The sequence below is a fragment of the Streptomyces sp. NPDC059142 genome (assembly GCF_042755665.1).
Classification (GTDB): Bacteria; Actinomycetota; Actinomycetes; order Streptomycetales; family Streptomycetaceae; genus Streptomyces.
In genome coordinates this window covers 21,798-47,667 of the sequence record NZ_JBHZDA010000035.1, presented here as the reverse complement: position 1 = coordinate 47,667, position 25,870 = coordinate 21,798, and the positions used below count along the sequence as shown (strand labels likewise).

Below are 25,870 nucleotides of genomic sequence, written 5' to 3'. Positions count from 1 at the left end.
GTCACATCCGCCCCTCCGTACCCGGTGTTCCCCCTCCCCCCAGGACGGCGAAGACCTCGTCGATCGCCGCACAGGTCCGGTCCGTGTCGTCCTCCGTCACCGCGGCCGACACGAACCAGCAGGCCAGTCCGTGCGCGTTGGTGTGGATGCCGCGGCGCAGCAGCTCGTGGCGGAAGACGTCGTACCGCCGCTGGTCCAGGTGGAGGGTGTCGCGGTAGTTGCGGGTGGGGGCGCCGCCCGGCGAGAACACGACCTGGAACATCGCGCCGACGCCCTGCACCGCGCACTCCACGCGGTGGTCGGCGGCGGCCCTGCGGATGGTCTCCATGATCCGCTGTCCGGTGTCGTCGATCTTCTTGACGACGGCGGGGTCGGCGAGCGCGGTGAGCGTGACGAGGGCGGCCGTCGCGCAGAGCGGTGAGGCGTTGTACGTACCGCCGTGCTTGACCCGGCCGTTGGCGAGCGCCGCCATCACCTCGCGGCGGCCCGCGAAGGCGGCGATGGGCAGCCCGCCGCCGAGGGCCTTGGAGTAGACGGCCAGGTCGGGCACGACGTCGTACAGGGCCTGCGCGCCGCCGGGTCCGGTACGGAAGCCCGTACAGACCTCGTCGAAGACGAGGAGGACGCCGCGCGCCGTGCACTCGTCGCGCAGGAAGCGCAGATAGCCGGGGGCGGGCATCGTGCAGGCGTTGTTGGCGACGACGGGTTCGCAGATGACGGCGGCGAGTTCGCCGCGGTGGGCGTCGAGTACGGCGACGAGGGCGTCCGGGTCGTTCCACGGGCAGACGACGACATCGCCGCTGACTCCGGCCGGGATGCCCGGGGAGTGCGGCACGGAGTGCGGGGCCTCGTAGGGCCCGGCCGCCGCCTCCGGGGGGCGGTTGGAGATCGCGAGGGTGTCCGTCCAACCGTGGTAGTGGCCCTCGAACTTGAGGACCTTGGACAGCCCACTGTGGCCGCGGGCGGCCCGTATCGCCCCCTGGACGGCCTCCGAGCCGGAGTTGGCGAAGCGGACGAGGTCGGCGCAGGGGACCATCGCGCGGATGAGTTCGGCGAGTTCCACCTCGGGCACGTTGCAGGTGCCGAACATGGTCCCGCCGGCGAGGACCGCGGTGAGGGCGCCGGTGAGCGCGGGGGGCGCGTGGCCGAGTACGGCGCTGCCGTACGCGGCGAGGTAGTCGACGTACTCGTTTCCGTCCGCGTCGCGAATGCGGGCGCCGGATCCACTGGTGATGTAGAGGGGATACGGGTGCGGCCCGGTGGAGGTGAGCCGGGAGGAGGAGCTGATTCCTCCGGCGAGGGATTTCTTGGCGCGCTCGAACAGGGCGCTGCTGTTCGCGGTTCCGCCGAGGGCGGGAACACCCGGAAATCCGGGAACACCGAAAGCACCGGGCTCACCGGAAACGCGGGGAACGCCGGAAACAGGTACGCCGGATGGATTCATCGAGGTCATGATCGCTCCTGCCCGGGAATGTGTTCGAAAGAGGTGGGTGAACTCGAAAAGAGGTGGGCGAACTCGGCGGGATTCACGTTTCACGCGGTCTTGACGGGCCTCACGGTCAATCCCCAGACTCGTCGGCCCGTCTCCGTCCTCACGGAGATCCAGAATGCGGCGAAAGGAAGTCGGGCATGCCCGAACCCGTCGAATTGGCCGAAAAGATCGCGATCGCCGTCGTCACCGGTGCCGGCAGCGGCATCGGGCGCGCCTGTGCGCTGGGGCTGCTGGCGGACGGCTGGACGGTGGTACTGGCCGGGCGGCGCGAGAACGCGCTGAAGGAGACCGCGGCGCTCGCGGGCCCGGCGGCGGAGCGTGCGCTTCCGGTGCCCGCGGACATCACGGACGCGGACGCCGTGACCCGGCTGTTCGACGAGGTGAGCGCGCGGTTCGGCCGGCTGGACCTGCTGTTCAACAACGCGGCGGACACCATGCCGTACACCCCGACGGAGGATGTCTCCGCCGGGGACTGGCACCGCGTCATGGACTCCATCGCCACCGGCACCTTCCTCTGCTCGCGGGCCGCGTACCGGATGATGAAGGACCAGACGCCGCGCGGTGGCCGGATCATCAACAACGGCGCCCCCTCCGCCCAGGTCCCGCGACCGGATTCGATCGCTTTCACCGCGGCGAAGCACGCCGTCGCCGGGATCACGCGCTCGCTGTCGCTGGACGGCCGCCGTTACGACATCTCGTGCGGCCAGATCGACATCGGCAACGTGACCCCGGTGGGCCGGGAGCAGCCTGCGGTCCGGCAGGCGGACGGGACGCTGCGCGTGGAGCCGACGATGGACATCCGCCATGTGGTGGAGATGGTGCTGGTCATGGCGAACCTACCGAGGGGCGTGAACATCCAGTCCGTCGCCGTCATGCCCAGCGCGATGCCGTACGTGGGGCGGGGGTAGGCCCTGCCCCGGTCCGGGCGGTCCCTGCCCCGGCTCCGCTCCGGCCGGGGTGGCGTGCGCGAGGAACGCCTCGATCCGGGTGCCCGGCGTGAGCCGGCCCGCGCGCTCCCACGCGAGCGCGCGGTGCAGCCCGTCGAGATGGATCAGCCCCTCCCGCACCACCAGCCCCTCGTAGTCGACCCCGGGCACCGCGCGGGTGCTGAGGAAGAGCGGGGTGAAGGGCATGGTGGTCATCCGTTCGAGCTTGCGGGCGCAGACCGGGTTCGTACGGGCGTACGTGCCGGCCAGCTCCCGTAACCGGTGGACCGCTTCGGCGACGGTCAGACCGGACGCGGGGACGAGTTCGCACGTGCCGCCCTCGCCCAGGTGCCACGGCAGCACGATCCCGAGGAGATCGTCCCGGTCGAGCAGTACGCGCTGCCACGCCCCCAGCGTGTGCTGGGCCTGCCGGATGTGCTCCTCGGCCTCGTCGTTCGTGTTCGCCTCGTGGGCGAGTTCGAGCGGATGCGCCCGTGCGAAACGGTGCTGGACGGTCTCGAACGGAACGGAAGCGACCACTTTCATACGGCGGACCACACCCCTCTCACCTCTCGCGCGCCCCTCTCGTGGCTTCCCCGTCCTCGGCCGCCCCGGCGTCGGTCGCCCCGGCGCCCGTCACCCCGGCGCCCGTCGCCCCGTACTCGGTGAAGTGACGCTCGTCGAACAGATCGGGCCACCCCCGGTCGAGCCCCAGGCCCCGCGCGGTGGCGAGCACATGACGCCAGTACGGCTTGACGGGCGGCCAGCGCGTGCCGGTCTGGCAGTAGGAGGCGTCGATCATGTACCGGGGCCCGCCCGTGGCGCCGGGGGCGGAGCGGCGGGCGTGGAACAGCGCGGAGTGGATCACCACCGTCGACCCGGCGGGCAGCTCGTCGATGACGGTCTCGGAGGGCAGCTCCCGGGTCCCGAGATGGGCACGGGCGGTCTTCTCGGCGATCTCCCGGTGCGAGCCGGGCAGCACCGCGAGCCCGCCCAGCTCCGGGCGCAGACCGCGGATGTAGTGCAGCGCGTGCACCATGATCCGGTCCCGGCCCCGCTGCGGGACCTGCTCGTAGTCGTGATGCCACCCCTTGCCGGGAGCACCGGGCGCACGCCGGTCGCAGTGCATGTGGTGAAAGACGAACGAGGGCCCCATCACCTCGGAGAGCAGGGCCATCAGCGGGGCGTGCACGGCCAGTTCGCCATGTGCTTCGAGCTGTATCTCCAGCACATCGGGGGTCCCGTACTCCTGGGGTTCCCTGCACGCGTCGATCGACTTCTGCCGCAGACCGCTGTCCACCCAGAGATCCACTTCCCGCTCCAGCCGATCCAGCGAAGCGGACGGAAGAAATCCGGGAAGAACGAGATACCCCCGTTCCTCGAATTGCTCCAGCAGATCCCCGTCGAGCTCCGGTTCCGGGGAGATTCTTTCGCGCATGGTGCGACACCCCTCTCTTCCGCTCTCCACTGAATTTCGTCGGCAACCGTTCGCGGCATATGCGCGGCACGCGCGCACCGAGGAACCCGAGATGGCCACGCTGTTCCGGAATGCTCCGGAACAGCGCCCAAAGGTAGCCAATAATTCATCCGGTCATACCCGGAGCGGAAGACAATGGCCGAAGCATGCCGTCATGGCAAGAAATACGCGAATACCGGAACGCGGCCCGCCCGCATGTGCAGCCGGCCGGAGAACGGCCCCGCGAACCGCCGTTCAGCGGTCCATGGCGTCCGCGACCACCGAGGCGGCCCCGGCGACGAGCGCGTCGTCGCGCGTGGCGTCCGGCTCGTCACGGGTCGACATCACCGCGACGACGATGGGCGCGCCCTGGTCGGGCCACACGACGGCGATGTCGTTACGGGTGCCGTACCTCCCGCCACCGCTCTTGTCGCCCACGGTCCAGCCGCCGGGCATCCCGGCGGCGATGAGGTTCGCGCCCGTCACGTTGGTCGTCAGCCACTTCGTCAGCAGCGCCTTCTCCCCCTTGCCGAGGACATCGCCCAGGACGAGCGAGCGGAGGTCCTTCGCGAGCGCCCGGGGCGTGCTCGTGTCGCGCGTGTCCCCGGGAGTGGCCTCGTTGAGGTCCGGCTCGTAGCGGTCGACCTGGGTGACGTCGTCGCCGATGGTCTTCAGGAAGGCGCCGAGGCCGGAAGGTCCGCCGATCGTGTCGAACAGCAGGTTGGCCGCCGTGTTGTCGCTGTGGCGGACGGAGGCGTCGGCGAGTTCGCCCACGGTCATGCCGGTGTCGACGTGGTCCTTGGTCACCGGCGAGTCCGGGACCATGTCGTCCTCGGTGTAGTTGATCCTCTGGCCCATACCCGCCAGCTTGTGCTTCTTCAGGACGGCGCCCGCCTGGAGCGCCTTGAACGTGGAGCAGTAGGCGAACCGCTCGTCGGCCCGGAAGGCCAGTTCGCGGTTGGTGCCGGTGTCCAGGGCGTAGACCCCCAGACGCGCGTCGAACTTGCTCTCCAGCTTCTTGAACCGGCTGTCGTACAGGCCGGAGGCGTGAGAGCCGGAGGAGGCGCGGGAGCCGGACACGTCGGCGCCGCTCAGGTCGGAGACGGACGCGACGGTACGGGTCCGCTCCTCCCGCGCTCCGGCGGCGCTCTCCGCCCCGCCGCACGCGGTGAGCGGCAGAAGCGTGAGGACGAGGGTGCCCAGGGCGATACGGCGAGCAGGAACGTCACGCATGGCTTTCAACCTCCGTTGGCGCATGGCGCACCGGCCCGCCGGAGTGCGGGCCGGTGATCTGGAAGCATCCTGACGGCGGTGCGGCTATGCGGTCCAAGCCAGAAATGGGCGGTGCGATGCTGTTTCCGCATAGGATCACGCGCCATGGATCTCGTCAGGGCCGCTCTCGCGTTCGTCCATGTGAGCGAGCGCGGCAGCTTCACGATCGGCGCGGCGGCGGCGCGGATGTCCCAGTCGGTCGCCAGCCGCCGGGTCGCCGCGCTGGAGCGGCACCTCGGTGAGGTCCTGCTGGAGAGGAACGGGCGCCGGGTCGCGCTCACCCCGTTCGGCCAGGACGTGCTCCCGGCGGCGCGACGTCTGCTGCGGGCCGCCGACGCCCTGGAGGACGAGGCGGAGACGGCCAGGGGCAGACGGCTGCGGCTCGCCGTCCCCGACACCTGCTCGACGGGGCGCCTCGCCCGTCTCGTCGCCGGGGCCCGCCGCGACGGCGTCCCCCTCGAACTCTGTCTCGCCACCCCGTCGCGGCGCGCCGAACTCCTCCACTCCCAGGAGGTACGGGCGGCCCTGATCGCCCTGCCGCCCGCCGAGGCGACCTGGCAGGTGCCCCTGGGACTCGCCGGTGCCCGCGACCCGGAGGTGGAGCGCGTCTACGTGGAGACGCTGCGCCCCGGGCGGACGGACACCGCCCCGTACCGCCGGATCTGGATCCAGCCCGAGGACGACGTCCCGCACATCCGCGACCCCCTGAAGCGGCTCTGCGACGCGGTCGGGCTCCGGCCCTCGCAGCACCTCATGGCGAGCGGGCTCGCCGCCGGCGCGGCGGAGGCGCTGTACTCGGACGACCTGCTGCTCTGCTCCCGCGCCGAGGCCGCCGATCTCCGGCTCGCCTGGCGGCCGCTCGGGGAGGTCGAACTCGTCCGGGGCTTCGCCGTCGTCGCGGACACGGGCGGGGAGTCCGACCGGATCAGGCAGCGGCTCGGCGAGCACATCGGCCGCTGCCTCGACGCACGGGCCGGGGCCGTGACCGCGCCGCGAGCCGGAACCGTACCGGGAACAGAAACCGTCACCAGCACCGGGACGGGAACAGGACCGGGAACGGAGGACGGCGCCCCACGTGAAGCCTGAACGACTGATCGGCGCACTGCGGCGGGAGCTGCACGACGGCGGTCTCACCGCCTCGATGCTCGTACGGAACCTGCGCACCGGCGAGGAGCTGGGCATCGACCCGGACACGGAGCTGCCCGCAGCCTCCCTCATCAAGGTCCCGCTCGCGCTCGCCACCCTCGACCGCATCCGCCGGGGCGAGCTGGACGGCGCCACCCCCGTCGAGGTGCCCCCGGGGCGGGCGACCGACGCGGGACCCACGGGGCTGAGCCGGTTCCGTCACCCCGCCCGTATCGCCCTCGACGACCTGCTCTACCTGAGCATGGCGGTGAGCGACAACGTGGCGGCCGACACCCTGTTCGCGCTCACCCCGCCGTCCGACGTGGCGGAGATGCTCGGCGGGCTCGGGGTGCGCGGCATCTTCGTCCGGCACACGATGAACGCGCTCACCGACACCCCCGTCAAGCGCTTCAACGCCGCCGACCTCCACCTGGCCCACGCGCTGGCGATCGAGTCCGGCACGGGCGGCCGCGGCCACCGCGTGCCGCAGCTCGACGTCACCCGCGCGAACTCCGGCACGGCGCGCGCCTTCGTCGAACTGCTCCAACTCCTGTGGACCCCGTCCGCCGTCCACCCCGAGGTCGCCGCGCGCCTGCGCTCCCTGATGAGCGAGAACCTGATGCGGCAGCGGCTCGCCCCGGACTTCAGCTCGGACGCCTCGACCTGGTCGTCCAAGACGGGCACCTTCATGAACCTCCGCCACGAGGTCGGCGTCGTGGAGCACGCGGACGGCCAGATCTTCGCCGTCGCCGTACTCACCGAGTCCCGCGTCCCCGCCGGCAACCAGCCCGGCGCGGACGCCCTCATGGCACAGGCCGCCCGCAGACTCCGCGACCACCTCCGCCAGCTCTAGACGAGTTGTTCCGAAGTGCCTCCTGCGGGGAGGCGCCACGCACGCGCTCCCGGGCCTCCGCTGTGCGGTCTGTCATGCGATCTTCTGACGTCTGTCAGCGGAACCGATGACAGACCGCACTGCCGCCGCGCCCGCCGCGCCGGGAGTGTGGAGTCCATGAACGCAGTCATCGAAACCGTCGGACTGAGGCGGAGCTACCAGGGGTTCGACGCCGTACGCGGCATCGACTTCACGGTCGCCCGCGGCGAACTGTTCGCCCTGCTGGGCACCAACGGAGCCGGCAAGACCTCCACACTCGAAATCCTGGAGGGCCAGGCCGCCCCGACCGGCGGGACCGTCCGGGTGCTCGGCCGGGACCCGTACCGCGACCGGGCCGCGATCAGGCCCCGTATCGGGGTGATGCTCCAGGAGGGCGGCTTCCCCTCCGAGCTGACGGTCCTGGAGACCGTACGGATGTGGGCGGGCTGCACCACCGGCGCCCGCCCCGCCGAGGAGGCCCTGGAGCTGACCAACCTGAGTGCCCGCAGCGCGGTACGGGTCAAGCAGCTCTCCGGCGGTGAACGCCGCCGCCTCGACCTCGCGCTCGCCCTGCTCGGCTGCCCCGAGGTGCTGTTCCTCGACGAGCCGACGACCGGTCTCGACGCGCAGTCCCGCCACGACACCTGGGAGCTGATCCGCGAGCTGAAGAACCAGGGCACGACCGTGCTGCTCACGACGCACTACCTGGAGGAGGCGGAGCAGCTTGCCGACCGGCTGGCGATCATGCACCAGGGGCTGATCGCGACCACCGGACGGGTCGCCGACGTGGTCGCCGAACGGCCGTCCCGGATCAGCTTCGAGCTGCCCCAGGACCGCTTCCTCGGTGAACTGCCGCCGCTCGCGCCACTGGGCGTGGTCCGGCACGAGACCGCGGGCAGGACCGTCCACCTGGAGACCCGGGACCTCCAGCGCACCGCCACCGAACTGCTCGTCTGGGCCCAGCGGAGCGGGGTCGCGCTGCACGCCCTGGACGCCCGGTCGGCGTCGCTGGAAGAGGCGTTCATGGAGATCGCGAAGGACCTGGACAAGGAGAAGATCCGATGACGACCACCACGACCACGCCCGCCCGGCCGCAGGCCGCCGCGGCGCCCGTACAGCCCGGTCCCGCCGCGCGGATGACCGCCCTCGCCCGCGCGGAGCTGTCCCTGCTGCTGCGCAGCCGGGCGGCCCTGTTCACCGCGCTCGTCCTGCCCCTCATCATGCCGCTGTCGGCACGCAGCCTGGTCAAGGGCATCGACCTGGCCGGCACCGGACTGTCCATCGCGACCGTCCTCGTCCCCGGCACCCTGGCCATGGGCCTCTTCTTCACCATCTACACCAACCTGGTCGGCGTGTACGTCACGCGCCGCGAGAGCCTGGTGCTGAAGCGGCTGCGTACGGGAGAGGTGCGCGACTGGGAGATCCTCGCCGGGGGCGCGCTGCCCGCGGTGGTGCTGGCGCTGGTGCAGAGCGTGCTGCTGGGGATCGGGCTGACCGTGGCCCTGGACGCGCCCCTGCCCAAGGCCCCGCACCTGGTGGTCCTCGGTCTGCTGCTCGGTATCGTGCTGCTCGTGGCCGCGGCCGCGCTGACCGCCGCCTTCACCCGGACGGCGGAGAGCGCGCAGTTGACGTTCCTGCCGTTCATGCTGGTGAGCATGGCCGGCTCCGGGGTCTTCATGCCGCGTCAGGTGCTGCCCGGCGTGGCCGCCGACATCGGCGCCTGGCTGCCGTTCTCGCCCGTCATGGATCTCCTCCAGGGCGGCTGGACCGGCGACCTCGGCGCCCTGGACCAGGGGCGCCCGGTGCTCGCCGCCCTGGCCTGGACCTGCGTCGTGGCGTTCGGTGTGCGGCGGTGGTTCCGCTGGAGCCCGCGCCATTGAGCACGTACGGCACGCCTGCGTACGGCACGGGAAGGCACGGCACGCGTACGCACGGCGGTACCAGGGCGAGGAAGCGGAGCGGCACCATGAGCGTGAACGACTGGGTGGAGCGGCTCGGCGGGCCGGACGGCCTCGAACGCTACCGCCGGTACACCCTCGCCAGCCTCGCCTACTTCGCCCTCTTCGAAGTCGGCCTGTGGCTGCTGTGGCTGATGCAGACGGACGCGGACACGCTCACCCTGACATCCGTCGCCGTCCTCGGCGTGACGCACGCCGCCGTCCAGGTCGCGCTCTCCCGCGCCGCCCTGCGCCACTACATCGGCGCGGGCCGGCGGCCCTACCCGCTGGTCGCGGCGTACACGGCCGTCACGGTGGCCATGATGGCGTGGGGGATCGCGCTGCTGGTCACCGGCCGGATCGACGACCAGAGCCTGGCGCCGTACCTGTTCTGGCTGTCGATGCTCTACGCCGGACCGCCCACGCTGGCGCTCTCGCGCCGGGCGGCGGCGACGCTGGTCACGGCGGTCTCCGCGGCCCTCGCGGTCGGCAGCGTGGCGGCCGGGCTCTCCGGGACGGAGCTGGCGCTCGTCATCGGGGGCACCGTCTTCATGGCGCCGATCATGGCCCTGGCGTTCCGGGTCTCCGGCTGGGGCGTCCGGCTGATCGAGGAGCTGGCCGCCGCACGGCAGACACAGGCCCGGCTCGCCGTCGCCGAGGAACGGCTGCGCTTCGGCCGCGACCTCCACGACGTACTGGGCCGCAACCTCGCGGTCGTGGCGCTCAAGAGCGAACTCGCCGCCCAGTTGGCCCAGCGCGACCGCCCCGAGGCGAGGGAGCAGATGCTGGAGGTGCAGCGCATCGCGCAGGACTCCCAGCGGGAGATCCGTTCGGTGGTACGCGGCTACCGCACCGCCGACCTGCACACCGAACTCGCCGGAGCCCGCTCCGTCCTGGAGGCGGCGGGCATCGCCTGCCGCATCGAGTACGGCCCGGCGGCCCGCCTGCCCGACCAGGTGCAGGCGGCCCTCGGCTGGGTGGTCCGCGAGGGGACGACGAACGTGCTCCGCCACGCACAGGGCGCGTCCCGCTGCGCCCTGTCCCTGCGCACCGCGGGCCCGACCGAGGCCCTGCTGGTGATGGAGAACGACAGCGCCTCCGACCCCCCGTCCGGCACGGGCACCGGCCTGAACGGGCTGAAGGAACGCCTCACCGCCCTGAACGGCACGCTCACCACCGAACAGCATCCCGGCGGGATCTTCCGCCTCACCGCGCGCGTCCCCTGGGAGGAACCCGCATGATCACGGTCCTGCTGGCGGACGACGAACACCTCATCCGGGGCGCGCTCGCCTCCCTCCTCACCCTGGAGGACGACATCACCGTCGTCGCCGAGGCCGGAACCGGCGACGAGGCCCTGGCCCTCGCCAGGACACACCGCCCCGACGTCGCCGTCCTGGACCTCCAGATGCCCGGCCTCGACGGAGTGACGGTCGCGGAACGCCTGCGCGACACGGTCCCCGAATGCGCCGCGATGATCGTCACCAGTCACGCCCGCGCCGGCTCCCTCACCCGCGCGCTGAGCATCGGGGTACGCGGCTTCGTCACCAAGACGGTCTCCGCCCACGACCTGGCCCGGATCATCCGTACGGTCCACACGGGCAGCCGCTACATCGACCGGGAACTCGCGGCCGACGCCATCGCGTCGGGCGAATCCCCGCTCACCCCCCGCGAGGCGGAGATCCTGTCGTACGCGGAGGACGGAGCCCCGGTCGCGGACATCGCCACCCGCGCCCGCCTGTCCACCGGAACGGTCCGCAACCATCTCTCGTCGGCGGCGACGAAACTCGGCGCGGAGAACCGCCACGTCGCGGCGCGCCGCGCCCGCGAACGGGGATGGCTCTGACACCGGACGCCCGCTCATGGCCTCTGGGCCGAACTCGTCCTGCCCACCCGCGAGTTCAGCCCAGAGGAAGTTCGGCCAGCATCACCGCGTACAGCGGGGAGTCGGGGAAGGGCCGGCGCTCCCCGATCCTCCGGAAGCCCCAGGACTCGTACAGCGCCCGCACCCTCGGGTGCCCGACGTCGACGAGGAGTACGGCGAGGTCCTCGTCCCGGCCGTCCAGAAGCGCGTGGGTGAGCAGTTCCGCCACACCCTTCTTCCGCCACTTCGTGCTGACGGCCAACTCCGAGTAGGAGTAGGTCCGGGACTTCACCGGAGCCCCATCGAGACAGTCGCGCCACCACTCCCGCCGAGGCGTCGACGGCGCCCCGTACGCGAAGCCCACGGCCTCGTCACCGTCGTACGCGATCACGCAGGAGTAGTCCGGGTGGCCGCCCCAATGGTCCACGAACCAGGGGAACTTCCTCGTGACCTCGTCATCCGGGTCGCCGCCCCGGGCCTCGGCGTGCACGTCGATGACGGTCTGCCGAATCCTCGGCAGGTCTTCACGGGCGTAGTGGCGGACGTCCAGATCGGCGGCGCTCACGGTCGTCTCCCTCCCTTTCGGCAGCGGTCTCCCCACTCTTGGGCGCGGCTCGTGTCCGGCGCAAGGGTCCTCACGACCCGGTGGTGACACCCCCGCGCCCCTGACCGGCGGCCGGCGGGCGGGCGACTCCGATGACCGACGGGGAGGCCGGGCCGCTCCGGCCGTTGATGAGGAAGTCGAAGCGGCGGATCCCGTCGACGCCGAACCCCGCCTCGATGATCGCGCGTTCCGTGTCGCGGGTGAGGCGGCAGCCGCCGCAGAGCAGCCGCCAGAGCGGATTCAGCAGCCTCTGCCGGCGGAAGGCGCTCCGCTTCCGGGACCGGACGTGCTCGTAGAAGCGCAGCTCCCCGCCCGGCTTGAGGACGCGCGTGACCTCGGCGAGCGAGCGCGGGACGTCCGGGACGGTGCACAGCACGAGCGAGATCACCGCCGCGTCGAAGCTTCCGTCCGGTACGGGAAGCTCCTCGGACCGGCCGGACACCACCCGCACCGGTACGGTCGCCCCGGTGACGGCCTGTTCCGCGAGGGCGCGCAGCCGGGGCTCCGGCTCCACCGCGACCACCTCTTCCACCTCGGGCGGATAGTGCCTGAAGTTCGCGCCCGTCCCCGCACCGACCTCGATCACCCTGCCGCGTACGCCCGCGAGGAGTTCCTGGCGATGGTCGACGGAGCCGTGCGCCTCGGCGAAGGCGTTCATGCGCGGATAGATCCGTGCGAACAGCGGATGCGACACCGCTTCGGCCATGGCGGTCTCCTGATGTGGTGGAGGCGGGCAGGCGTCCGGCGCCCGCCCTTCCTCACCTCAAGAGTGCCCGTTTCGAGGCCCCGCCCCGCCGACGGGACCCGATCTGAGCTGACGCGCCGTCAACTCCTCGGCGCCCACCACGTGCACCGGAGCCTGGTGGAGGGGGACGCGGTCCGGCGTCGCTCGCGCCCCCGCCGCACACCGTGCCCGCGCAGAAGCGCCGCCGTTATCGTTGACCGGTGATCGGCAACCTTGAGTCGTTCCAGGACGAGCTGGCCGCCAGCGGGTTTCCGCCGCTGGTAAACAAGTTGGCCGGGGCCGGCTTCCGGGGCGGGATCGCCACCCGTGACCTCGGGCCGCTGCGGCTGGTCTCCCTCGACACGCCCGAGAGCGCCTGCATCGGGCGGGAGCGCGACGCCTCCGACGACAAGAACCTGGCCGTCAAGGTGATGACCCGGGGCCGGACGCGGATCGAGCAAGGACGCGGCGACGCCGAACTCGGGCCGACCGACCTGGTACTGCTCGATCCCACGCGTACGCTCCGGTTCGAGAGCACCGCCGCGGCGCACGTCACCATCCTGGTTCCGCGCCGGGAGCTTCGGATCCGGCCCGCGCAGATCGACCGGCTCGTCGGCGTCCGCATCGACGGCAGCCACGGTCCGGGCGCGCTCGTCTCCGTGCTGGCCCGGCAGTCGGCGTGGTCGGCGACCGAGTTCCGCGAGGCGGAGGCGCTGCGGTCGGCGGCGGCCGTCGTCGAGCTGATCGCGGTCGCGCTGGAGGCCCGGCTCGGCGACGAACAACCGGCCCCGGACGAGTGGCTGCGGAGCCGGATCACCGGCTACATCGAAGCCCGGCTGGCCGATCCCGAACTGTCCCCGCCCGCCATCGCCGCCGCCCACCACATCTCCGTACGCCGGCTGCACAAACTGTTCGAGGACCAGCCGCTCACCGTCGCGGCCCTGATCCGCCGTCGCCGCCTGGAGCGCTGCCGGGCCGAGCTGACCGGAAGCGGACGTACGGTCACCGCCGTCGCCGCCCGGTGGGGATTCTCCGACCCCACCCATTTCAGCAAGCTCTTCAAGGCGACGTACGGCTACAACGCCCGCGCACTGGTCACCAGCAACCGTGCACGGACGACCAGGACGCGCACAGCCGGCCCGGAAAAGGATGGTGGTGACCAAGGCAGGCAACAGCAGTAGGAGAAAGTCGTGGCGAAGGTAAACATCGTCCGCCCCGGTGAGGGCGAGATCCTCGGCAGCGGGGCGCAGCAGATCCGCATCCTGGAGAACGGCGAACACACCGAACACCGGCTGGGATTCGCCGAGGTCACCATTCCGCCGGGCACCCCGAGCCCGTTGCAGCATCGCCACGCCCAGCATGACGAGGGCTTCTACGTGCTGGCGGGAACGTTCCGGTTCACCGTCGGCGAGGACCGGTACGACGCCGGGCCGGGCACCTGGGTCATCGTGCCGACCGGGGCGCCGCACACGTTCGCCAACGTCGGCGACGAGAACGCGGTCATGCTGAACACCTTCACGCCGGACCTGTATGTGCAGTACTTCCGCGACTTCAAGGCCATGATCGATTCCGGACAGCCGGTCGACGCCGAGACCATGAAACCGCTCTGGAAGAACTACGCCACCGAGATCTCGGACGAATACGCCTCGTGAAGCGCCTTCCACCCGACCCCCACGGCGGCCCGGAGGTGACGCGGCTCGCCGAGTTCGAGCCACCACGCCCGGGTCCGGACGAGGTTCACGTCCACGTCCGAGCGACGGCACCATCGCCCTGACCTCGGACATACGTGCACGAGCCTCCTCCCGGCCCGGGAACCGCCGGTGCCTCCGGGAGGGCGGTGCGCTTCCGTACGTTCAGTTCGGGCGGTAAGTGACTCCCCATCTGGGACACCCCGTCGCTGGGGTGCAACCGGGCAGCTCCATCGGCGAGGACGAGCGGGCCGAGGCCGTCGCCGCGGGGTGGACCCGGCACGAGGCGCCGGAACGCGCGTGACCACCGGGCACCTCGACGCGCTCGACTTCGCCCTGAGCGACCGCTTCCGCTGCGAGCGCACCAGCGTCCAGACCACCCGCATCGGCGAGATCGTCATCCCCGAGGGACAGACCTTGATCCGCGCGTGCCGGTCCTGCGTCGACATTCTGATCGCCTTACACCGGCCTTGGCGAGAAGCCCGTCCGCGAGTACGTCGCGCAGCACCAAGTCGCACGAAAAATCGAACCGCTTACGGCCCGACTCTTTGCACCCAAACAGCTGAGATTTTGAAGCTTCCTTAATTACGTCCAGCGCAGTATCAGACAGAAAGGCGTGCTCGACGAACTCTGCTATTTCATCCCCCTTGGGCGCCGCGTGGCGCCAGCGTCAGGAAAACGCTAGCAGTCACCACTGACAATCGAAGGGGGGTGTAGAAACTGAAGATGGCAATGGGTTCTAGTTCAATCGGAGAAGCGAGCCGCTTGCTCGCGGAGCGCCTGGGCCTCCGGGACGCCGCTGTACCGGCGCAGACGGACCCGCATGTCCTGAAGCGCGGCCTGGACCTTCACCGAGCGGATGCCGTCGGCGCAGTCCAGGAAGTCGCGCCAGGTGGCCATGGCGCCGTCGACGTCTCCTTGGCGCAGGCGGACGCCGCCGAGGTCGGCGAGAACGATGGCGCGGGTGCGGCGGCGGTCGAGGCCGTGGATATCGAGAGCGAGGTGTAGGTGTTCCTCGGCGGCGTCGAGGTCGCCGAGGCGGGAGAGGATCATGCCGGATTCATGGGCCCAGCGGCCAGGGGAGTAGTGGGCGGCCCAGGAATCGCCGGCTGCGGCGGTCGGCCTGCCAATGGCGGCCTCTGACAAGGCCAGGTGCTTGGTTGCCATACGGCGATCGTCATCCTGGGCGGCGGCGTTGGCGAGAGTGGCCTCGTAGTAAGCGACGGCGCGCGGATTGTCGAGGTGGCGGCCGTACTCCACGCAGGCTTCGCCGAGCTGAACGGCTTCGGCCCGGTAGCCGAGATCGACGCACTGAACAGCAAGACCCCGGAGAGCCGTTGCCGACAGTTCCGGATCGCCGGCCTCGGCGGCCAGGCGGAAGGAGTGGGCGTAGTAGCGCTGGGCGAGTCCCCGCAGTTCGGGGGTGTCGCCCTCGTCCTGAGCCATCCAGCCGGCGAGATGAACGAGCTGGGAGGTCGCGGCGAAAAGGTCGCGGCCGGTGGCTTCGGTGAAGTGACCCTCCAACCAGGGAGCGACGTCCTGGGTGAGGTAGCGGACGGCCAGGTGGCGGGCGTGCCCGCCACCGAGTTCGGAGGCGGAGTCGCCGAGGGCCTTGACCATGTGCCGTACGGCGGCCACCTCGCCCTGACCGACTCGGACAGCACTGGGAAGGGCGGTCTTGGTCCGGCGAGTGATGCTGTCCATGTCGGGCAGGCCGAGTGCGGACAGCGCGTATCCGCTGGAGGCGAGGATGAACTCCCGGCGTTCCACGTCGCTCCTTCCCAGGTGCAGGACTGATGCAACGGTATCTGTGTGGGGTGCCGCAGGCGTGGGCTCCGGGAGGTTGATCGCCTCGGGATCCAGTGCCAGCACCTGCGCGATGTAGGGCCACCAGTGGCCTGGGGTTCGTTCGCCTTCTATCCACCGCCGGGCGTGCTGTCGCTGCAGGCGACGCGGGTCACCGCATTCGGCTAGGCCGAGAGCACGCGCCAACTCCGAGGGTCCCCAGCCTCGTTCCTGGCAGGCCCGCTTGATCAGTTCCGCGATGGCCGGGTTCCTCGGCACCCCGTCACCCTCCCCACCTGGATTACGCGGGATTACGCAGGACTACATCCTGGGCCCTGTCCCGGGAGCGCGGCCCGTCGTTCACTGAACATCACCCCGCAGATCTCCGAATGGCTCGAATAGGCCCTGTTCAGGGCCTATTGGTGCCTGCCCGAACACGTGAGAGGACCCGATGGTGGAGATGCCCACGGACAGCGCACGGACCCGCACGATCCCTTTCACGCGACGGCCCAGTGCCGCTCGGCACCCTGTCGTACCCGAGGCTACGCGGTGAGCCGTTCCCCCTTATCCGACCCGCTGGAGACAGTCCTGAGCTGGATCTGGGCCCTCGGCACGGCCTCCGGACTCGTCGCGGTCGGCCTTCTGGCCCACACCGAGCACCCCTCCGCGTCGGCCCCGTCGGCGCAGCCGACGCTCAGCGTTGAGGACGTTCCGTCGGCCGACGGAACCGTATAAACCCTTCGGCCTCGGTCTGTCCTCCCCGGCCGGGGCCGGAGCCCACCTCGTTTGCCGCAGGCCATCCACGATGCCTCACCGACGTACCCCCCCTTTCCGCATCACCCGTGAAGGGAAGCCGATGTCCAGTCCGTACAACAGCGACACGTATCCCCTCCCCGTGTCGGTCGCGTTCAGCGGCCCCGACAACACCGGGAAGACCAAGCAGATCGGAATCCTCGCCCGGCGCATGGGCCCGGCCGCGAGCTCAGCAGGCCCACTCGACCGCTACGACCCCCGTTGGAACGTCATCAAGGCCGACGGCATGGCTCGCTGGTGGTTCGAGACCGGCCCGGTGGAGGAGGTCGCCGACGTCCTCGCCACCTCCTACCTCGAACGCTCCCGCCTCCCCTTCTCCGCACCCGTGCGCCTGCTGGACCGGGGCATCCCGATGCTGGAGGCGTCCGTCGCCGCGACGGTCGCCGTACGGGAGGATCTGGACGCCGCGCAGGCCACGGACCGGGCCCGGATCCTGCTGGCCCCGTACGAGACCGACCTGCGGGCCGCCGAGGAGGACGAGCACGCCCTCGTCCTCCTGCACTGCGAGGATCCGGAGGAAGGTGCCCGCCGGAGCCTGGCCCACGAGGTGTCCGTCACCGACATCTACGCGGCCTACCAACGCCACCTCCATGAGCAGATCAACCGCCTCGTCGACGAGGGGCGCTTCCCGATGGCCATCCGCATCGGGGATCGGCCGACCGTCGCCGTCCAGGACGAGGTGCGCCGGCTTCTGGCACCGCTGCATCCGGAGGTGCCCGGCCGTGCCCTGGCCGGAGTGCACGTCACCGCGCTGGGCGGGATGTCGGAGAGCGGCAAGAGCACGGCTGGCGAGTATCTGCGCACCCAGCACGGCCACGCCCGCCTCAAGATCGGGTATCTCATCGAGAACTCCGCCAGCCACGCCGGAATCGGCGACCCGTACCGACTGGGTCCAGTCGTGCAGGCCGAGTTGATCGTGACTCGCTGGACCGCTTCTACCAGGCCCACCACTTCCTCGACTCCGTCAGCATCGAGTCGCTGCACGACTTCGACTCGACCGCCGAACTCGCCCGGATGCTCGGGCCCCAGCTCACCATCGCGTACCTGGACGCCTCCGAGGCCACACGCATCCGGCGAGGTACTGCTGGCTCCCAGGACGTCGTCGACCGCGACCTCACCAAATGCGCACGAGGCGCGGACAAGATCGTCTCGATCGCCCATGAGGTCATCAGCAACGACGGACCGCGCCTGGAGCTGGAGCGGCGGTTGGACCGCATCGCGCTCGATCGCCGCTGGCCGGAACACGAGCCCTCGACCATGCCGGTCAACGCGCTCGGACTCCCCGTGAACCTGGAGTCCTATCTGGCCGAATTCATCGACCGCACCACCGGCCTCCGCCCGTTGATCGATCTGCTGGCCGTCACCGGCAGCGGCGCCCGGGGCAAGTACCAGCACGGCTGGAGCGACCTCGACGTCCTCGTCGTGGCCGACACCTCCTCCCTCGACGAGATGCGCCAGATCCTCGCGGATCTGGCGACCGAACTCGGCGGGGTCAAGCTGGGCATCACCGTACTGACCCGTGCCGAGTGCCGGGCCGGCGCCATCACCTCTCGACTCCTTCACGTCCTCGCTCTCATCGGTAGCGGGTCGCTGGTCCCCTTGTGGTGCACCCCCGGTCTGTCTCTGCCCGCTCCGGACGCGGCAACCGACATCGCAGCAAGCCTGCGCGACGGTATCCAGGCCGCCATCGAGATCCGCCGCCAGTTCCTCAAAGGCAGCCCGGACCTCCGCGCCCTCTACAAGGTCACGGCGTTGCTCGCGAAGATCCAGCTCCGCTTCAAGGGAATCGAGTGCCCCTCCGACAGCGACGCCCTCACCGTCCTCCTCGACGCCACACGGCAGGACACAAGCTTGGTCACCACCGCTCGCACCGAGCCGCTCGCTGCCGAAGCGCTCGCGCTCCTCGTTCTCCAGGGATGGCTGGACACTCTTCCCGGAGAGACGCGGTGAGCGCGACGGGCAGGTGGGCCACGGCAGCAACGGGTATCTTCCACAAGCCGGTGGCTACCCGCGAGCAGGCCGAGAACGAGGCGAAGGGGCGTGCGCGGCTCGCCTCTCGCGTCGCGGTTCCGGCCCTCTGCGGGCAGATCGCGTTACCGGACAGGCAGATCCTCGTCTACGAGGATGTCTTCGCTACCGGCCGGTGCGAGCTGCTGATGGGCGACGTGATTGCCCTCGCCGACCGCGATCCGGCCGTCCAGCCCCGCTTGGCCCGCCTCGTGGACGGCGTCTGCGCCGACCTGCGGGCGGCGGCCGAGGAGACCGGGAAGCACATGCCACTGGCCGAGTGTGTACCGGACCTCTACCTCGACCGCATCCGCCCCGGGGGACGGCTGGACCGCTGGTACCTGCGCCGCGACCTGCCCATCGCTCTGCCCCACACCGATACCACCCTCACCGTCCGGGAACTGGCCGACTTCACCCTCACCGCCAACGGCAGACCGCTGACGCTGGATGTCGCCGACACCATCGAGCGCCTCCGTGACGCGCTGGCCCCTGACCGCCGCCTGCGCGCCGGCCTGACGCAGGGCGACCCCACCGAACCCAACATCGCCGACCCGCTGTGCTGGCTCGACTTCGAGTACGCCGGGCGCAACACCGTCGCGGGCGAGGCCGCCAACCTGCTCTGGTACCTGGTGTCCCTGGGCGGCTGGCTCGTCCCTCGCTACCAGCCCGACGTGTACGCCCGCACCCTCCGCCTTGCCCTGCCGCCTCTGGCCCGCCCTCGCATCGAGCACCTGGAACTGCACAGGAGCAGTCGCCACATCGATGTCCGATACTCCTGGAACACCAGCCCCGGCCGCGCTGCGGCCATCACTCGTGCCCTGGACGGCCTCCGCATCGAGAGCAGCGGCGGCATGGAGGAGATCCGTGCCTTTTTCGCCTTGCGCGTCCTCGGCGTCATCCCGCCCTCCCGGCTCACCGGACACGACCTTCTGCTCGTTCTGATCAAACTCGCCGAGAGCCAGGACCCGCACATGACCCTCGACACCTTCTTCACCACTACACCGGCCTCTCACCCCCACCCCGGCGAACGGAGCGGCAATGTCCCTGCCACTGCTTGAGAGTCCTCTCCAGAGTCGGCCCCTCCAGGGGCGCACCGCCCTCGTCACAGGCGGGGCCACCGGCATCGGCGCCGAGATCGGACGGACGCTCGCGGCCGCCGGAGCAACCGTGGCGGTCAACCACCTCGGCCAAGACCCCGACGCCCACGCCCTCCTCGCCGCCTTCGAACGCGCGGGCAGCCCTGGGATCGCGGTGAACGCCGACCTGACCGATCCGGGCTCCGTTCGGACCATGGCCGACCTCGTCCGCGCCGAGATCGGACCCGTCGACATCCTGGTGAACAACGCCGGTTCCTACCCCCGCGTCGCCTGGCAGGACACCGACGAGACCGCCTGGAACTACTCCCTCGACGTGAACCTCACCGCCCACTACCGCACCTGCCACGCATTCACCCCCGGCATGATCGAACGCCGCTGGGGCCGGATCGTGAACATCGGCAGCGTCAACGCCCGCGCCGGCCGAACGAACCTCGTCGCATACAGCACCGCGAAGGCCGGGCTGCTGGGACTGACCCGCTCCCTCGCCCGCGAACTGGGTCCGTTCGGGATCTGCGTCAACACCGTCATGCCCGGCGCCATCCAGGTAGAGGCCGAGAACGCCCTCCCCGCCCGGCACCGTGCGCGGCCGGAGGACCAGATCAAGCGCCAGTGCGTCCCGCGCCGTGGCCGCCCCGAGGACGTCGCCGCCCTGGTGGCGTTTCTCGTAGGCCCCTCCGCCTCGTTCATTACGGGGCAGTCCGTCCACGTCGATGGTGGCTGGCTGCTCCACTGAGAACGTCAACAAGCAAGGAGACCCAGCGAAATGATCGAACGAGTCCGTGCTGTCCTCGTCACCCGCGACCACACGATGCTGGTCATCCGCCGCACCAGGCCCGGCATCCCCGAGTACTGGGTCCTGCCCGGCGGCGGCGTCGAGCCCACCGATGAGTCACGCGAGGCCGCCCTCCACCGCGAGATCCACGAGGAGATCGCGGGAAAGGCCGACATCATCCGTCTGCTCCACACGATGGAGTCCGACGACGAGCGTCAGCTCTTCTACCTCGCCCGCATCGCGACCTGGTCCTTCGACGACCGCACCGGTCCCGAGTTCAGCACCGAAGGCCGCGGTGAGTACGCGCTGGAGGAGATCCCGCTGACCCTGGCGGGTCTCGACGGTATCGACCTCAAGCCCGAGGACATCGTCCACGTCCTACGAGGAGCCATCAGGGCCGGAAGCCTCGGAGTTGAGGCATCGCTCTGAACATCCGAGTGCGTCAGCAGGTCATCAGGGCCGACTCCGAGGTGAGTCGGCCCTGATGACGTCGCTACGTGTTGTTGGCTTGGCGCTGGAGACTCTCGACAGCAGCATCGGGAAACGACCGTGCCCCACGGCTACTCAGGTCGAAAGACGCTGCTACTGGACCAGCCGGAGCACCGGCCTCTGTTCCTGAACGCCCAGCAAGTCCTGCGCTCTCCCGCTTGTCCACGCCAGCTCATGAGCCAGTTGGAAAACCGATAGGCCCGCCTCCTTGGCAGCCAGCTCGAAGGCTTGCCTAAGCAGCGAAGGCCGTTCACCGGGGAAGTTCGAGACGGATTCGGCGGTGAAGCCCGGCTGGCCGTCGAGAGCGCGTAGACGCTGATACGTCCGGCTGGCAGTCGCGTCGGAGATCAGCCCCAGCTCGCGGCATCGGTAGACCAGCGAGTGGAGGGAGACTCCCCCGACGCCCCTTAGCTCGGCCAGGCGTGCAAGATCCATTCGCCCCGGCAGGAACGGCAGGATGCTGTCCTGGGGGGTCAGGAACTCGGCGGCGAAGGCATCCGCCTCCTTCTCCTGACGGCTGTCACCGGTGGCATCGGCGTGAAGCACAAGGTGGCCCAGCTCATGGGCAGCCGTGAACCGGTGCCGGTAGATGTCGTCGGCCCTGGCTGCGGTCAGGACCACGAGCGGCCGTGCTGCCCGGGTGGAATAGGCCTCCACGCTCGCGGCGGAGGGATCGCTAGCAGGCGGCAGGACCACCACGATCCCGTGGGACTCCTCGCATCGTCTTCGCTGGGTTGGTCCGCAACGGGTTCTGCCTCGGTCTGCACGGGTACGTGCAGGGCCTGGTCCGAGGCGGTACGAGAGGACAGCGTAAGAGTGGGTTCGAGTCCTTCGGCGAAGCCGGTGTGTGCCGTGACCCGGCCCGGAATGCTGATCGGGCGCAGGGTGTACGAGGTGACCTCCTGAGGCAGGTGGAGCGGCTCCGGGACGGTTGCCCACTCCAGCTGTCGGTTCATCCCGAGCGCCGCGATGCCCCAGTACGCCTCAAGGAGTTCGGAGGCGTTGCAGGCAAAGGGACCAGGACCAACTGCGTGCCCGCGCGGCCTTGAACTCCGCCATCGCCCAGCAGCTCATCACCTTCAACCCGGCCGCCCACATCGAGTTGGAGTCCGGAAAGCGCCCCAAGCCACTCCTCTGGACCGCGCAGCGGGTGGAGCGCTGGCGTGCCACCGGTGAGCTGCCGTCGCCGGTGATGGTCTGGACGCCAGCTCAATTCGGAGCGTTTTTGGACGCAGCCGAATCCGACCGGCTCTACGCGCTCTTCCACCTTGTGGGTACCCGTGGTCTTCGCAGGGGCGAGGCCGTCGGCCAGAACTGGACGGACGTCGACCTGAACGCCGGCCTCATGACACCGGCCAAAGAGATCGTGGTCGACGGCTGGGATCCGTACGAGTCCGTCCCCAAGACGGACGGCAGCGCCGGGACGATCGCCCTGGACAGCGTCAACGTCGCTCTCCTGCGGGAGCAGCACAAGGCCATGCTGAGCGCTCGGGAGGAGTGGCGCGACGCCTGGAACGAGACGGGCAAGGTCCTCACTCGCGAGGACGGCTCCTGGCTGCACCCGGAGGCGGTCTCCGAGACGTTCAGGCGCATCCTCGCCACCAGGGATCTGCCGCCCATCACCCTTCGCGATCTGCGTCACGTCGCGGCCACTCTCACTCATGGCGGGGGCGGCGACCTGCACACGATCAAGGAGACGCTGCGCCACTCCACGATCACACTGACCTCGGACACCTACGCGAGCCTGCTGCCCAAGGTCGACAAGGCTGCAGCCGAAGCCGCAGCCGCCCTGGTGCCGCGTCCCCGTAAGGCCCCCTTCGTAGCACCTACCGTGGGGCCGTCCGCTCACGTAACGCTCTCGCAAGAGACCGAGTGAGCGGCTACCCACTGTCAACGCCCCTGCACAGCTAGGGCGTCGGATGGTCGACGGTTCGTAGACTGTGGCAACCGAGGGGCTGGTCAAGGCCAAGCGCGAGACGGTCCCGGGACCGTCAACCGGGGAGGGCGTTCCATGGCAGGTCAAGCGGGGGATCCACAACAGGGTGGTACCGCTGGGGGAACGTCACCGATAGCCCCGGTCCCTGGTCAGGCACCCACCCCTGCCCCGGATCCGCCGTCTCCCGTGACCACGCCCGACAACCGCCTGCGGCGCGCGGGCCGCAGCTATCGTGTCCTCTCCACCGGCAACAAGCTCGCCCTTTGGGCCGTCGTCGTCGCTGCGCTCGCCTTCGCCGCCCCCATCACCGCTTCTGCCTGGCAGACGCTCTTCCCTGATGACACGGCCACATTGCTGGTCACGCCCAACGACCACAACTGCATGACCCGTTGGTATGTCCCCGACACCGACGCCAAGCTTCGTTCGAGCGTCGGCGGCACGGCTGCTCCCGAGCAACTCACGACCTGGCGACGGGAAGGCCGAATCGCCCACGCAGGCGGGCTGGAGGCAGCCGTCAGTGTCCACGGCAACGCCGGTTCGTCTGTCGAGATCCGCGACATCTCCGTCACGGTGACGCGCCGGGTAAAGCCCGCGCATGGCACGGTAACCGGTCCACCTGGCTGCGGGGCTGGCCCCGAAGAACCCGCGTACCTGGTGGTCGACCTGGACACGCTGCCACTAAACCGCCCTGTCCCCGCCGCGTATTTGCTTCGCAGCCCACAGCAGAAGGCTGCACGGCAGATGGAGGAAGATATGGGCCAGTCGCTGAGTCTGCCCCACACCGTCGCAGCTGACGACTTCTACTCGCTCTTCCTGGTGGGACGCACCCAGCGTTACGACTGCCAGTGGCGGGCCACGATCACCTGGTGGGACGGCAAGAAGATCCACCACCGCACTGTCTCGGATAGTGGTGGCAAGGAACTTCGGGTGGTCCCGACCGGGGACGACCTCCCGTGACCCCTCCGAGCGAACGCTCACCCGTTGCGCACTGCGTCGCGATCTACCGGAGGATGCCGTCGTGAGCACCGAAGAGGAACCCACCGTGGTCCTAATCACGATGGACCGAGAGACGGCATCCATCGTCCTGTCTCGCTCGGATGGCAAGGAGGCGCGGATACCTATGGAGTCTTCGCCGTTCGAGTCCAGCAGCACACTGTCGAGACTGCATGTCACTCCGTCTCTCGACATGCTGCTGGCCGTCACGCGGGCAGGCGACAACATTCACTTTGAGCTGCCGAAGCGCGATGGCGCACAAGATCAACTGGCTGGGCGCCTCGTCGTGTATCTCGACCAGAACAAGTGGAGCGAGATCAGCAATGCCTTCCACGCGCCGTCAAAGGTGAGCGATGCCAGTCGTAGTGCCGCTAAAAGGCTGGCGCAGTGGGTGGTAGAGGAACGCATCGTCCTACCTGCATCCGCAGGCCACTACTCCGAAACCACCAAGCGCTTCGACACCACCAAGCGATACAGCCTCGGTTTGACGGTCCTGACGCTCAGCCGAGGCTGGCAGATGCGCGACGCCCTGCAGACGCGACGCAACGAACTCCATGCCGAGTTTTGCCGTCGTTCTGGGCAACTCGCGAAAGTCCGCCCAGCTCCCGTGTTTACGCTGTCCCCGGACGCACTGCATTCAACCGCTGTACGCGGCATGCAGCACTATGCGGCGCCAACAACCTTCGAGCCAACGCTAGCCTTCGCGACTGAGGCTTTGGTCTCCGCGACGGCATCGATCGACACCATGCTGGACACCGAGCGCATCGAGCCGGGACCGGCCACAGGCTGGGCTGATTCGAATCAACGTTTCAGCGACTGGCTCGACGAACAAGATCTCGACTCTTAGCAGAAGCGGAAGGCCATCGACGCCTTCCTCCTGTCAGATATCAGCGCGGAACTAGCCGAGGAAGCTCACGCCGCAGCCTTCCCTATCGAGGATTTCCGTCACTGGATATTGACGGAGGCCGCCGACGACATCCGCCGATTCCCAGCACTGGGGCTGTTCCGCGAGATGCTCCACAACCGGCATCTCAATAAGGGAACCAAGTGGCGCATAAACGACCTTACGGACATGGTCTATCTGTCCTGCGCCGCAGGGTACGCCGACTTCGTCGTGTGCGAACGGCACATGCGTGACCCTCTGACCCACGGCCTCAGGCGCTTGGGGCTCGGTACACAGGTCTTCCGCCACCTTGCCGAAGCCGCAGACGCCATTGAAGAGGCACTGGCTACTCCATGACCGGCTCCTGGACATGTGCGCTCAGGCGCCGCCCAGCGCTCCTCGCAGCCCGCAGTCCCCGCAGAACGGCGCTGCTAGTGCCTGCTGTCGGGCTGTCCGCTCACGCATCGCTCACGCACGAGGCCGGAAACGATAAAGCGCCCCGACCGGCCGAAGCCGGTCGAGGCGCTAAGTAGCAGGTCAGAGGGGTTTCCCCCGCCCTGCTGTCGGTAGGCCGTGTGGGACTCGAACCCACAACCAACGGATTAAAAGTCCGCTGCTCTGCCAATTGAGCTAACGGCCCTCGACACAACACATACGAGCATAGCCCGCCCGGGGTCGTGCGCCGATCGGGTATCCCCCCTGGGGATGTCGCGTGGCGCCGGGAGGGGTGGTTCGGGGGGAAGTCAGGGGCGCCGGGGGTGCGGGGTGCGGAGTGGGGCCCTGCGGGGTACGGCGCCGTCTCAGGGGCCCGGCAATGCACCAGGGCCCGTGCCGGCCACCCTGGGAGGGGTGGGGCGCGGGCCCTGGTGGGGTGTCAGGAGCGCGGGCGGTCAGCCGTTGCGCTTCCAGCGGGGCTTGTCGTCGCGGCGGCCGAAGGAGCCGGTGCCGGTGCCCGTCGTACCGCCACGGTGGTCGTCACGGCGGGTCGCCGGGCGGTCGTGGCCGCCGGAGCGGAAGCCGCCGGAGGGGCGGTCGTCGCGGCGGTCGCGGTTGAACGGGCGGTCGCTGCCGCCCCGGTGGTCCCGGCGCTCGAAGGGACGGGCGCCGTCACGGCGGTCGCCGCCACGGTCGTCACCACC

Annotated in this window: 25 protein-coding genes, 1 tRNA gene and 2 pseudogenes; 18 read left to right on the top strand and 10 right to left on the bottom strand. The window is 69.9% G+C overall.

The window, feature by feature from the left end; translation table 11 throughout:
• Nucleotide 1 precedes the first annotated feature (1 nt).
• Complete coding sequence (locus ACFXPK_RS15650; RefSeq protein WP_385075591.1) at nucleotides 2–1,453, bottom strand: aspartate aminotransferase family protein; 1,452 nt, start codon at nucleotides 1,451–1,453, stop codon at nucleotides 2–4.
• 176 nt (nucleotides 1,454–1,629) lie between these two features.
• On the opposite strand from ACFXPK_RS15650, the gene ACFXPK_RS15645 reads away from it, so the two are divergent.
• Nucleotides 1,630–2,400, top strand: coding sequence for an SDR family oxidoreductase (locus ACFXPK_RS15645; protein ID WP_385075588.1), 771 nt, complete (start codon nucleotides 1,630–1,632; stop codon nucleotides 2,398–2,400).
• Here the strand turns inward: ACFXPK_RS15645 and ACFXPK_RS15640 are convergent.
• The 3 genes from ACFXPK_RS15640 to bla all read right to left on the bottom strand — a co-directional run bounded on the left by ACFXPK_RS15640 (nucleotide 2,329) and on the right by bla (nucleotide 5,107).
• Nucleotides 2,329–2,964: a DUF6309 family protein gene (locus ACFXPK_RS15640; protein WP_385001794.1), complete on the bottom strand. Its 636-nt coding sequence runs from the start codon at nucleotides 2,962–2,964 to the stop codon at nucleotides 2,329–2,331. The two genes, ACFXPK_RS15645 and ACFXPK_RS15640, sit on opposite strands and share 72 nt — an antisense overlap.
• Nucleotides 2,965–2,983: 19 nt before the next feature.
• The gene (locus ACFXPK_RS15635; protein ID WP_385075585.1) at nucleotides 2,984–3,856 is read right to left on the bottom strand and encodes a phytanoyl-CoA dioxygenase family protein; all 873 of its coding nucleotides are present in this window, start codon (nucleotides 3,854–3,856) and stop codon (nucleotides 2,984–2,986) included.
• 273 nt (nucleotides 3,857–4,129) lie between these two features.
• Nucleotides 4,130–5,107 (bottom strand): class A beta-lactamase, encoded by a 978-nt coding sequence (gene bla, locus ACFXPK_RS15630; RefSeq protein ID WP_385075583.1) that lies wholly within the window; start codon nucleotides 5,105–5,107, stop codon nucleotides 4,130–4,132.
• A gap of 144 nt (nucleotides 5,108–5,251) precedes the next feature.
• Here bla and ACFXPK_RS15625 point away from each other — a divergent pair, with 144 nt between their 5' ends.
• The 6 genes from ACFXPK_RS15625 (at nucleotide 5,252) to ACFXPK_RS15600 (ending at nucleotide 10,922) form a co-directional block, all read left to right on the top strand.
• Nucleotides 5,252–6,232, top strand: coding sequence for a LysR family transcriptional regulator (locus tag ACFXPK_RS15625; protein ID WP_385075580.1), 981 nt, complete (start codon nucleotides 5,252–5,254; stop codon nucleotides 6,230–6,232).
• Nucleotides 6,222–7,124, top strand: coding sequence for a serine hydrolase (locus ACFXPK_RS15620; RefSeq protein ID WP_385075577.1), 903 nt, complete (start codon nucleotides 6,222–6,224; stop codon nucleotides 7,122–7,124). Before ACFXPK_RS15625 ends, ACFXPK_RS15620 begins: the two co-directional genes overlap by 11 nt.
• Nucleotides 7,125–7,280: 156 nt before the next feature.
• Nucleotides 7,281–8,207, top strand: coding sequence for an ABC transporter ATP-binding protein (locus tag ACFXPK_RS15615; protein WP_385001810.1), 927 nt, complete (start codon nucleotides 7,281–7,283; stop codon nucleotides 8,205–8,207).
• Nucleotides 8,204–9,022 carry an ABC transporter permease gene (locus tag ACFXPK_RS15610; protein ID WP_385001813.1) on the top strand — a complete coding sequence of 273 codons (819 nt, stop codon included), beginning with the start codon at nucleotides 8,204–8,206 and terminating at the stop codon, nucleotides 9,020–9,022. Before ACFXPK_RS15615 ends, ACFXPK_RS15610 begins: the two co-directional genes overlap by 4 nt.
• A gap of 86 nt (nucleotides 9,023–9,108) precedes the next feature.
• Nucleotides 9,109–10,320, top strand: coding sequence for a sensor histidine kinase (locus ACFXPK_RS15605; protein ID WP_385001816.1), 1,212 nt, complete (start codon nucleotides 9,109–9,111; stop codon nucleotides 10,318–10,320).
• Nucleotides 10,317–10,922, top strand: coding sequence for a DNA-binding response regulator (locus ACFXPK_RS15600; RefSeq protein ID WP_385075572.1), 606 nt, complete (start codon nucleotides 10,317–10,319; stop codon nucleotides 10,920–10,922). Before ACFXPK_RS15605 ends, ACFXPK_RS15600 begins: the two co-directional genes overlap by 4 nt.
• A 55-nt stretch (nucleotides 10,923–10,977) precedes the next feature.
• On the opposite strand, the gene ACFXPK_RS15595 is transcribed toward ACFXPK_RS15600, so the two are convergent.
• Together ACFXPK_RS15595 and ACFXPK_RS15590 are read right to left on the bottom strand one after the other, a co-directional pair.
• Complete coding sequence (locus tag ACFXPK_RS15595) at nucleotides 10,978–11,505, bottom strand: GNAT family N-acetyltransferase (RefSeq protein ID WP_385075569.1); 528 nt, start codon at nucleotides 11,503–11,505, stop codon at nucleotides 10,978–10,980.
• Nucleotides 11,506–11,575: 70 nt separating this feature from the next.
• Nucleotides 11,576–12,250, bottom strand: a complete 675-nt coding sequence (locus tag ACFXPK_RS15590; protein WP_385075566.1) for a class I SAM-dependent methyltransferase — start codon at nucleotides 12,248–12,250, stop codon at nucleotides 11,576–11,578.
• A gap of 239 nt (nucleotides 12,251–12,489) precedes the next feature.
• On the opposite strand from ACFXPK_RS15590, the gene ACFXPK_RS15585 reads away from it, so the two are divergent.
• Nucleotides 12,490–13,449 (top strand): helix-turn-helix domain-containing protein, encoded by a 960-nt coding sequence (locus tag ACFXPK_RS15585; RefSeq protein ID WP_385075563.1) that lies wholly within the window; start codon nucleotides 12,490–12,492, stop codon nucleotides 13,447–13,449.
• A gap of 9 nt (nucleotides 13,450–13,458) precedes the next feature.
• Nucleotides 13,459–13,920, top strand: a complete 462-nt coding sequence (locus ACFXPK_RS15580; protein WP_385001831.1) for a cupin domain-containing protein — start codon at nucleotides 13,459–13,461, stop codon at nucleotides 13,918–13,920.
• 780 nt (nucleotides 13,921–14,700) lie between these two features.
• On the opposite strand, the gene ACFXPK_RS15575 is transcribed toward ACFXPK_RS15580, so the two are convergent.
• On the bottom strand, nucleotides 14,701–15,726 hold the full coding sequence (locus ACFXPK_RS15575) for a tetratricopeptide repeat protein (RefSeq protein WP_385075561.1): 1,026 nt from the start codon (nucleotides 15,724–15,726) through the stop codon (nucleotides 14,701–14,703).
• A gap of 564 nt (nucleotides 15,727–16,290) precedes the next feature.
• On the opposite strand from ACFXPK_RS15575, the gene ACFXPK_RS15570 reads away from it, so the two are divergent.
• The 6 genes from ACFXPK_RS15570 (at nucleotide 16,291) to ACFXPK_RS15545 (ending at nucleotide 20,859) form a co-directional block, all read left to right on the top strand.
• Nucleotides 16,291–16,476, top strand: a complete 186-nt coding sequence (locus ACFXPK_RS15570; RefSeq protein ID WP_385075559.1) for a hypothetical protein — start codon at nucleotides 16,291–16,293, stop codon at nucleotides 16,474–16,476.
• Nucleotides 16,477–16,597: 121 nt separating this feature from the next.
• Entirely contained in the window at nucleotides 16,598–17,842 is a 1,245-nt protein-coding gene (locus ACFXPK_RS15565) for a hypothetical protein (RefSeq protein WP_385075556.1), read from the top strand.
• Nucleotides 17,812–18,504: a nucleotidyltransferase domain-containing protein gene (locus tag ACFXPK_RS15560; RefSeq protein ID WP_385075554.1), complete on the top strand. Its 693-nt coding sequence runs from the start codon at nucleotides 17,812–17,814 to the stop codon at nucleotides 18,502–18,504. The genes ACFXPK_RS15565 and ACFXPK_RS15560 overlap by 31 nt, the downstream gene beginning before the upstream one ends.
• A gap of 50 nt (nucleotides 18,505–18,554) precedes the next feature.
• Nucleotides 18,555–19,619, top strand: a complete 1,065-nt coding sequence (locus ACFXPK_RS15555; protein ID WP_385075551.1) for a hypothetical protein — start codon at nucleotides 18,555–18,557, stop codon at nucleotides 19,617–19,619.
• Nucleotides 19,600–20,391 carry an SDR family NAD(P)-dependent oxidoreductase gene (locus ACFXPK_RS15550; protein WP_385075548.1) on the top strand — a complete coding sequence of 264 codons (792 nt, stop codon included), beginning with the start codon at nucleotides 19,600–19,602 and terminating at the stop codon, nucleotides 20,389–20,391. Before ACFXPK_RS15555 ends, ACFXPK_RS15550 begins: the two co-directional genes overlap by 20 nt.
• A gap of 30 nt (nucleotides 20,392–20,421) precedes the next feature.
• Entirely contained in the window at nucleotides 20,422–20,859 is a 438-nt protein-coding gene (locus ACFXPK_RS15545; protein WP_385028357.1) for an NUDIX domain-containing protein, read from the top strand.
• A 153-nt stretch (nucleotides 20,860–21,012) separates the two neighbouring features.
• Here the strand turns inward: ACFXPK_RS15545 and ACFXPK_RS15540 are convergent, their stop codons facing one another.
• Nucleotides 21,013–21,858 (bottom strand): ImmA/IrrE family metallo-endopeptidase, encoded by an 846-nt coding sequence (locus tag ACFXPK_RS15540; RefSeq protein ID WP_385075545.1) that lies wholly within the window; start codon nucleotides 21,856–21,858, stop codon nucleotides 21,013–21,015.
• Between the two features lie 55 nt (nucleotides 21,859–21,913).
• On the opposite strand from ACFXPK_RS15540, the pseudogene xerC reads away from it, so the two are divergent.
• The 3 genes and pseudogenes from xerC to ACFXPK_RS15525 form a co-directional block, all read left to right on the top strand.
• Nucleotides 21,914–22,795 (top strand): annotated as a pseudogene (xerC, locus tag ACFXPK_RS15535) (tyrosine recombinase XerC); the annotation flags it as partial.
• A 246-nt stretch (nucleotides 22,796–23,041) separates the two neighbouring features.
• A complete protein-coding gene (locus ACFXPK_RS15530; RefSeq protein ID WP_385075542.1) occupies nucleotides 23,042–23,812 on the top strand; it encodes a hypothetical protein in 771 nt (256 codons plus the stop codon).
• Between the two features lie 61 nt (nucleotides 23,813–23,873).
• Entirely contained in the window at nucleotides 23,874–24,695 is an 822-nt protein-coding gene (locus ACFXPK_RS15525) for a hypothetical protein (protein ID WP_385075539.1), read from the top strand.
• Between the two features lie 603 nt (nucleotides 24,696–25,298).
• Here ACFXPK_RS15525 and ACFXPK_RS15520 read toward each other — a convergent pair.
• Together ACFXPK_RS15520 and ACFXPK_RS15515 are read right to left on the bottom strand one after the other, a co-directional pair.
• Nucleotides 25,299–25,371 (bottom strand) — tRNA-Lys (locus ACFXPK_RS15520).
• Nucleotides 25,372–25,621: 250 nt separating this feature from the next.
• Nucleotides 25,622–25,870 (bottom strand): annotated as a pseudogene (locus ACFXPK_RS15515) (RNA helicase); the annotation flags it as partial.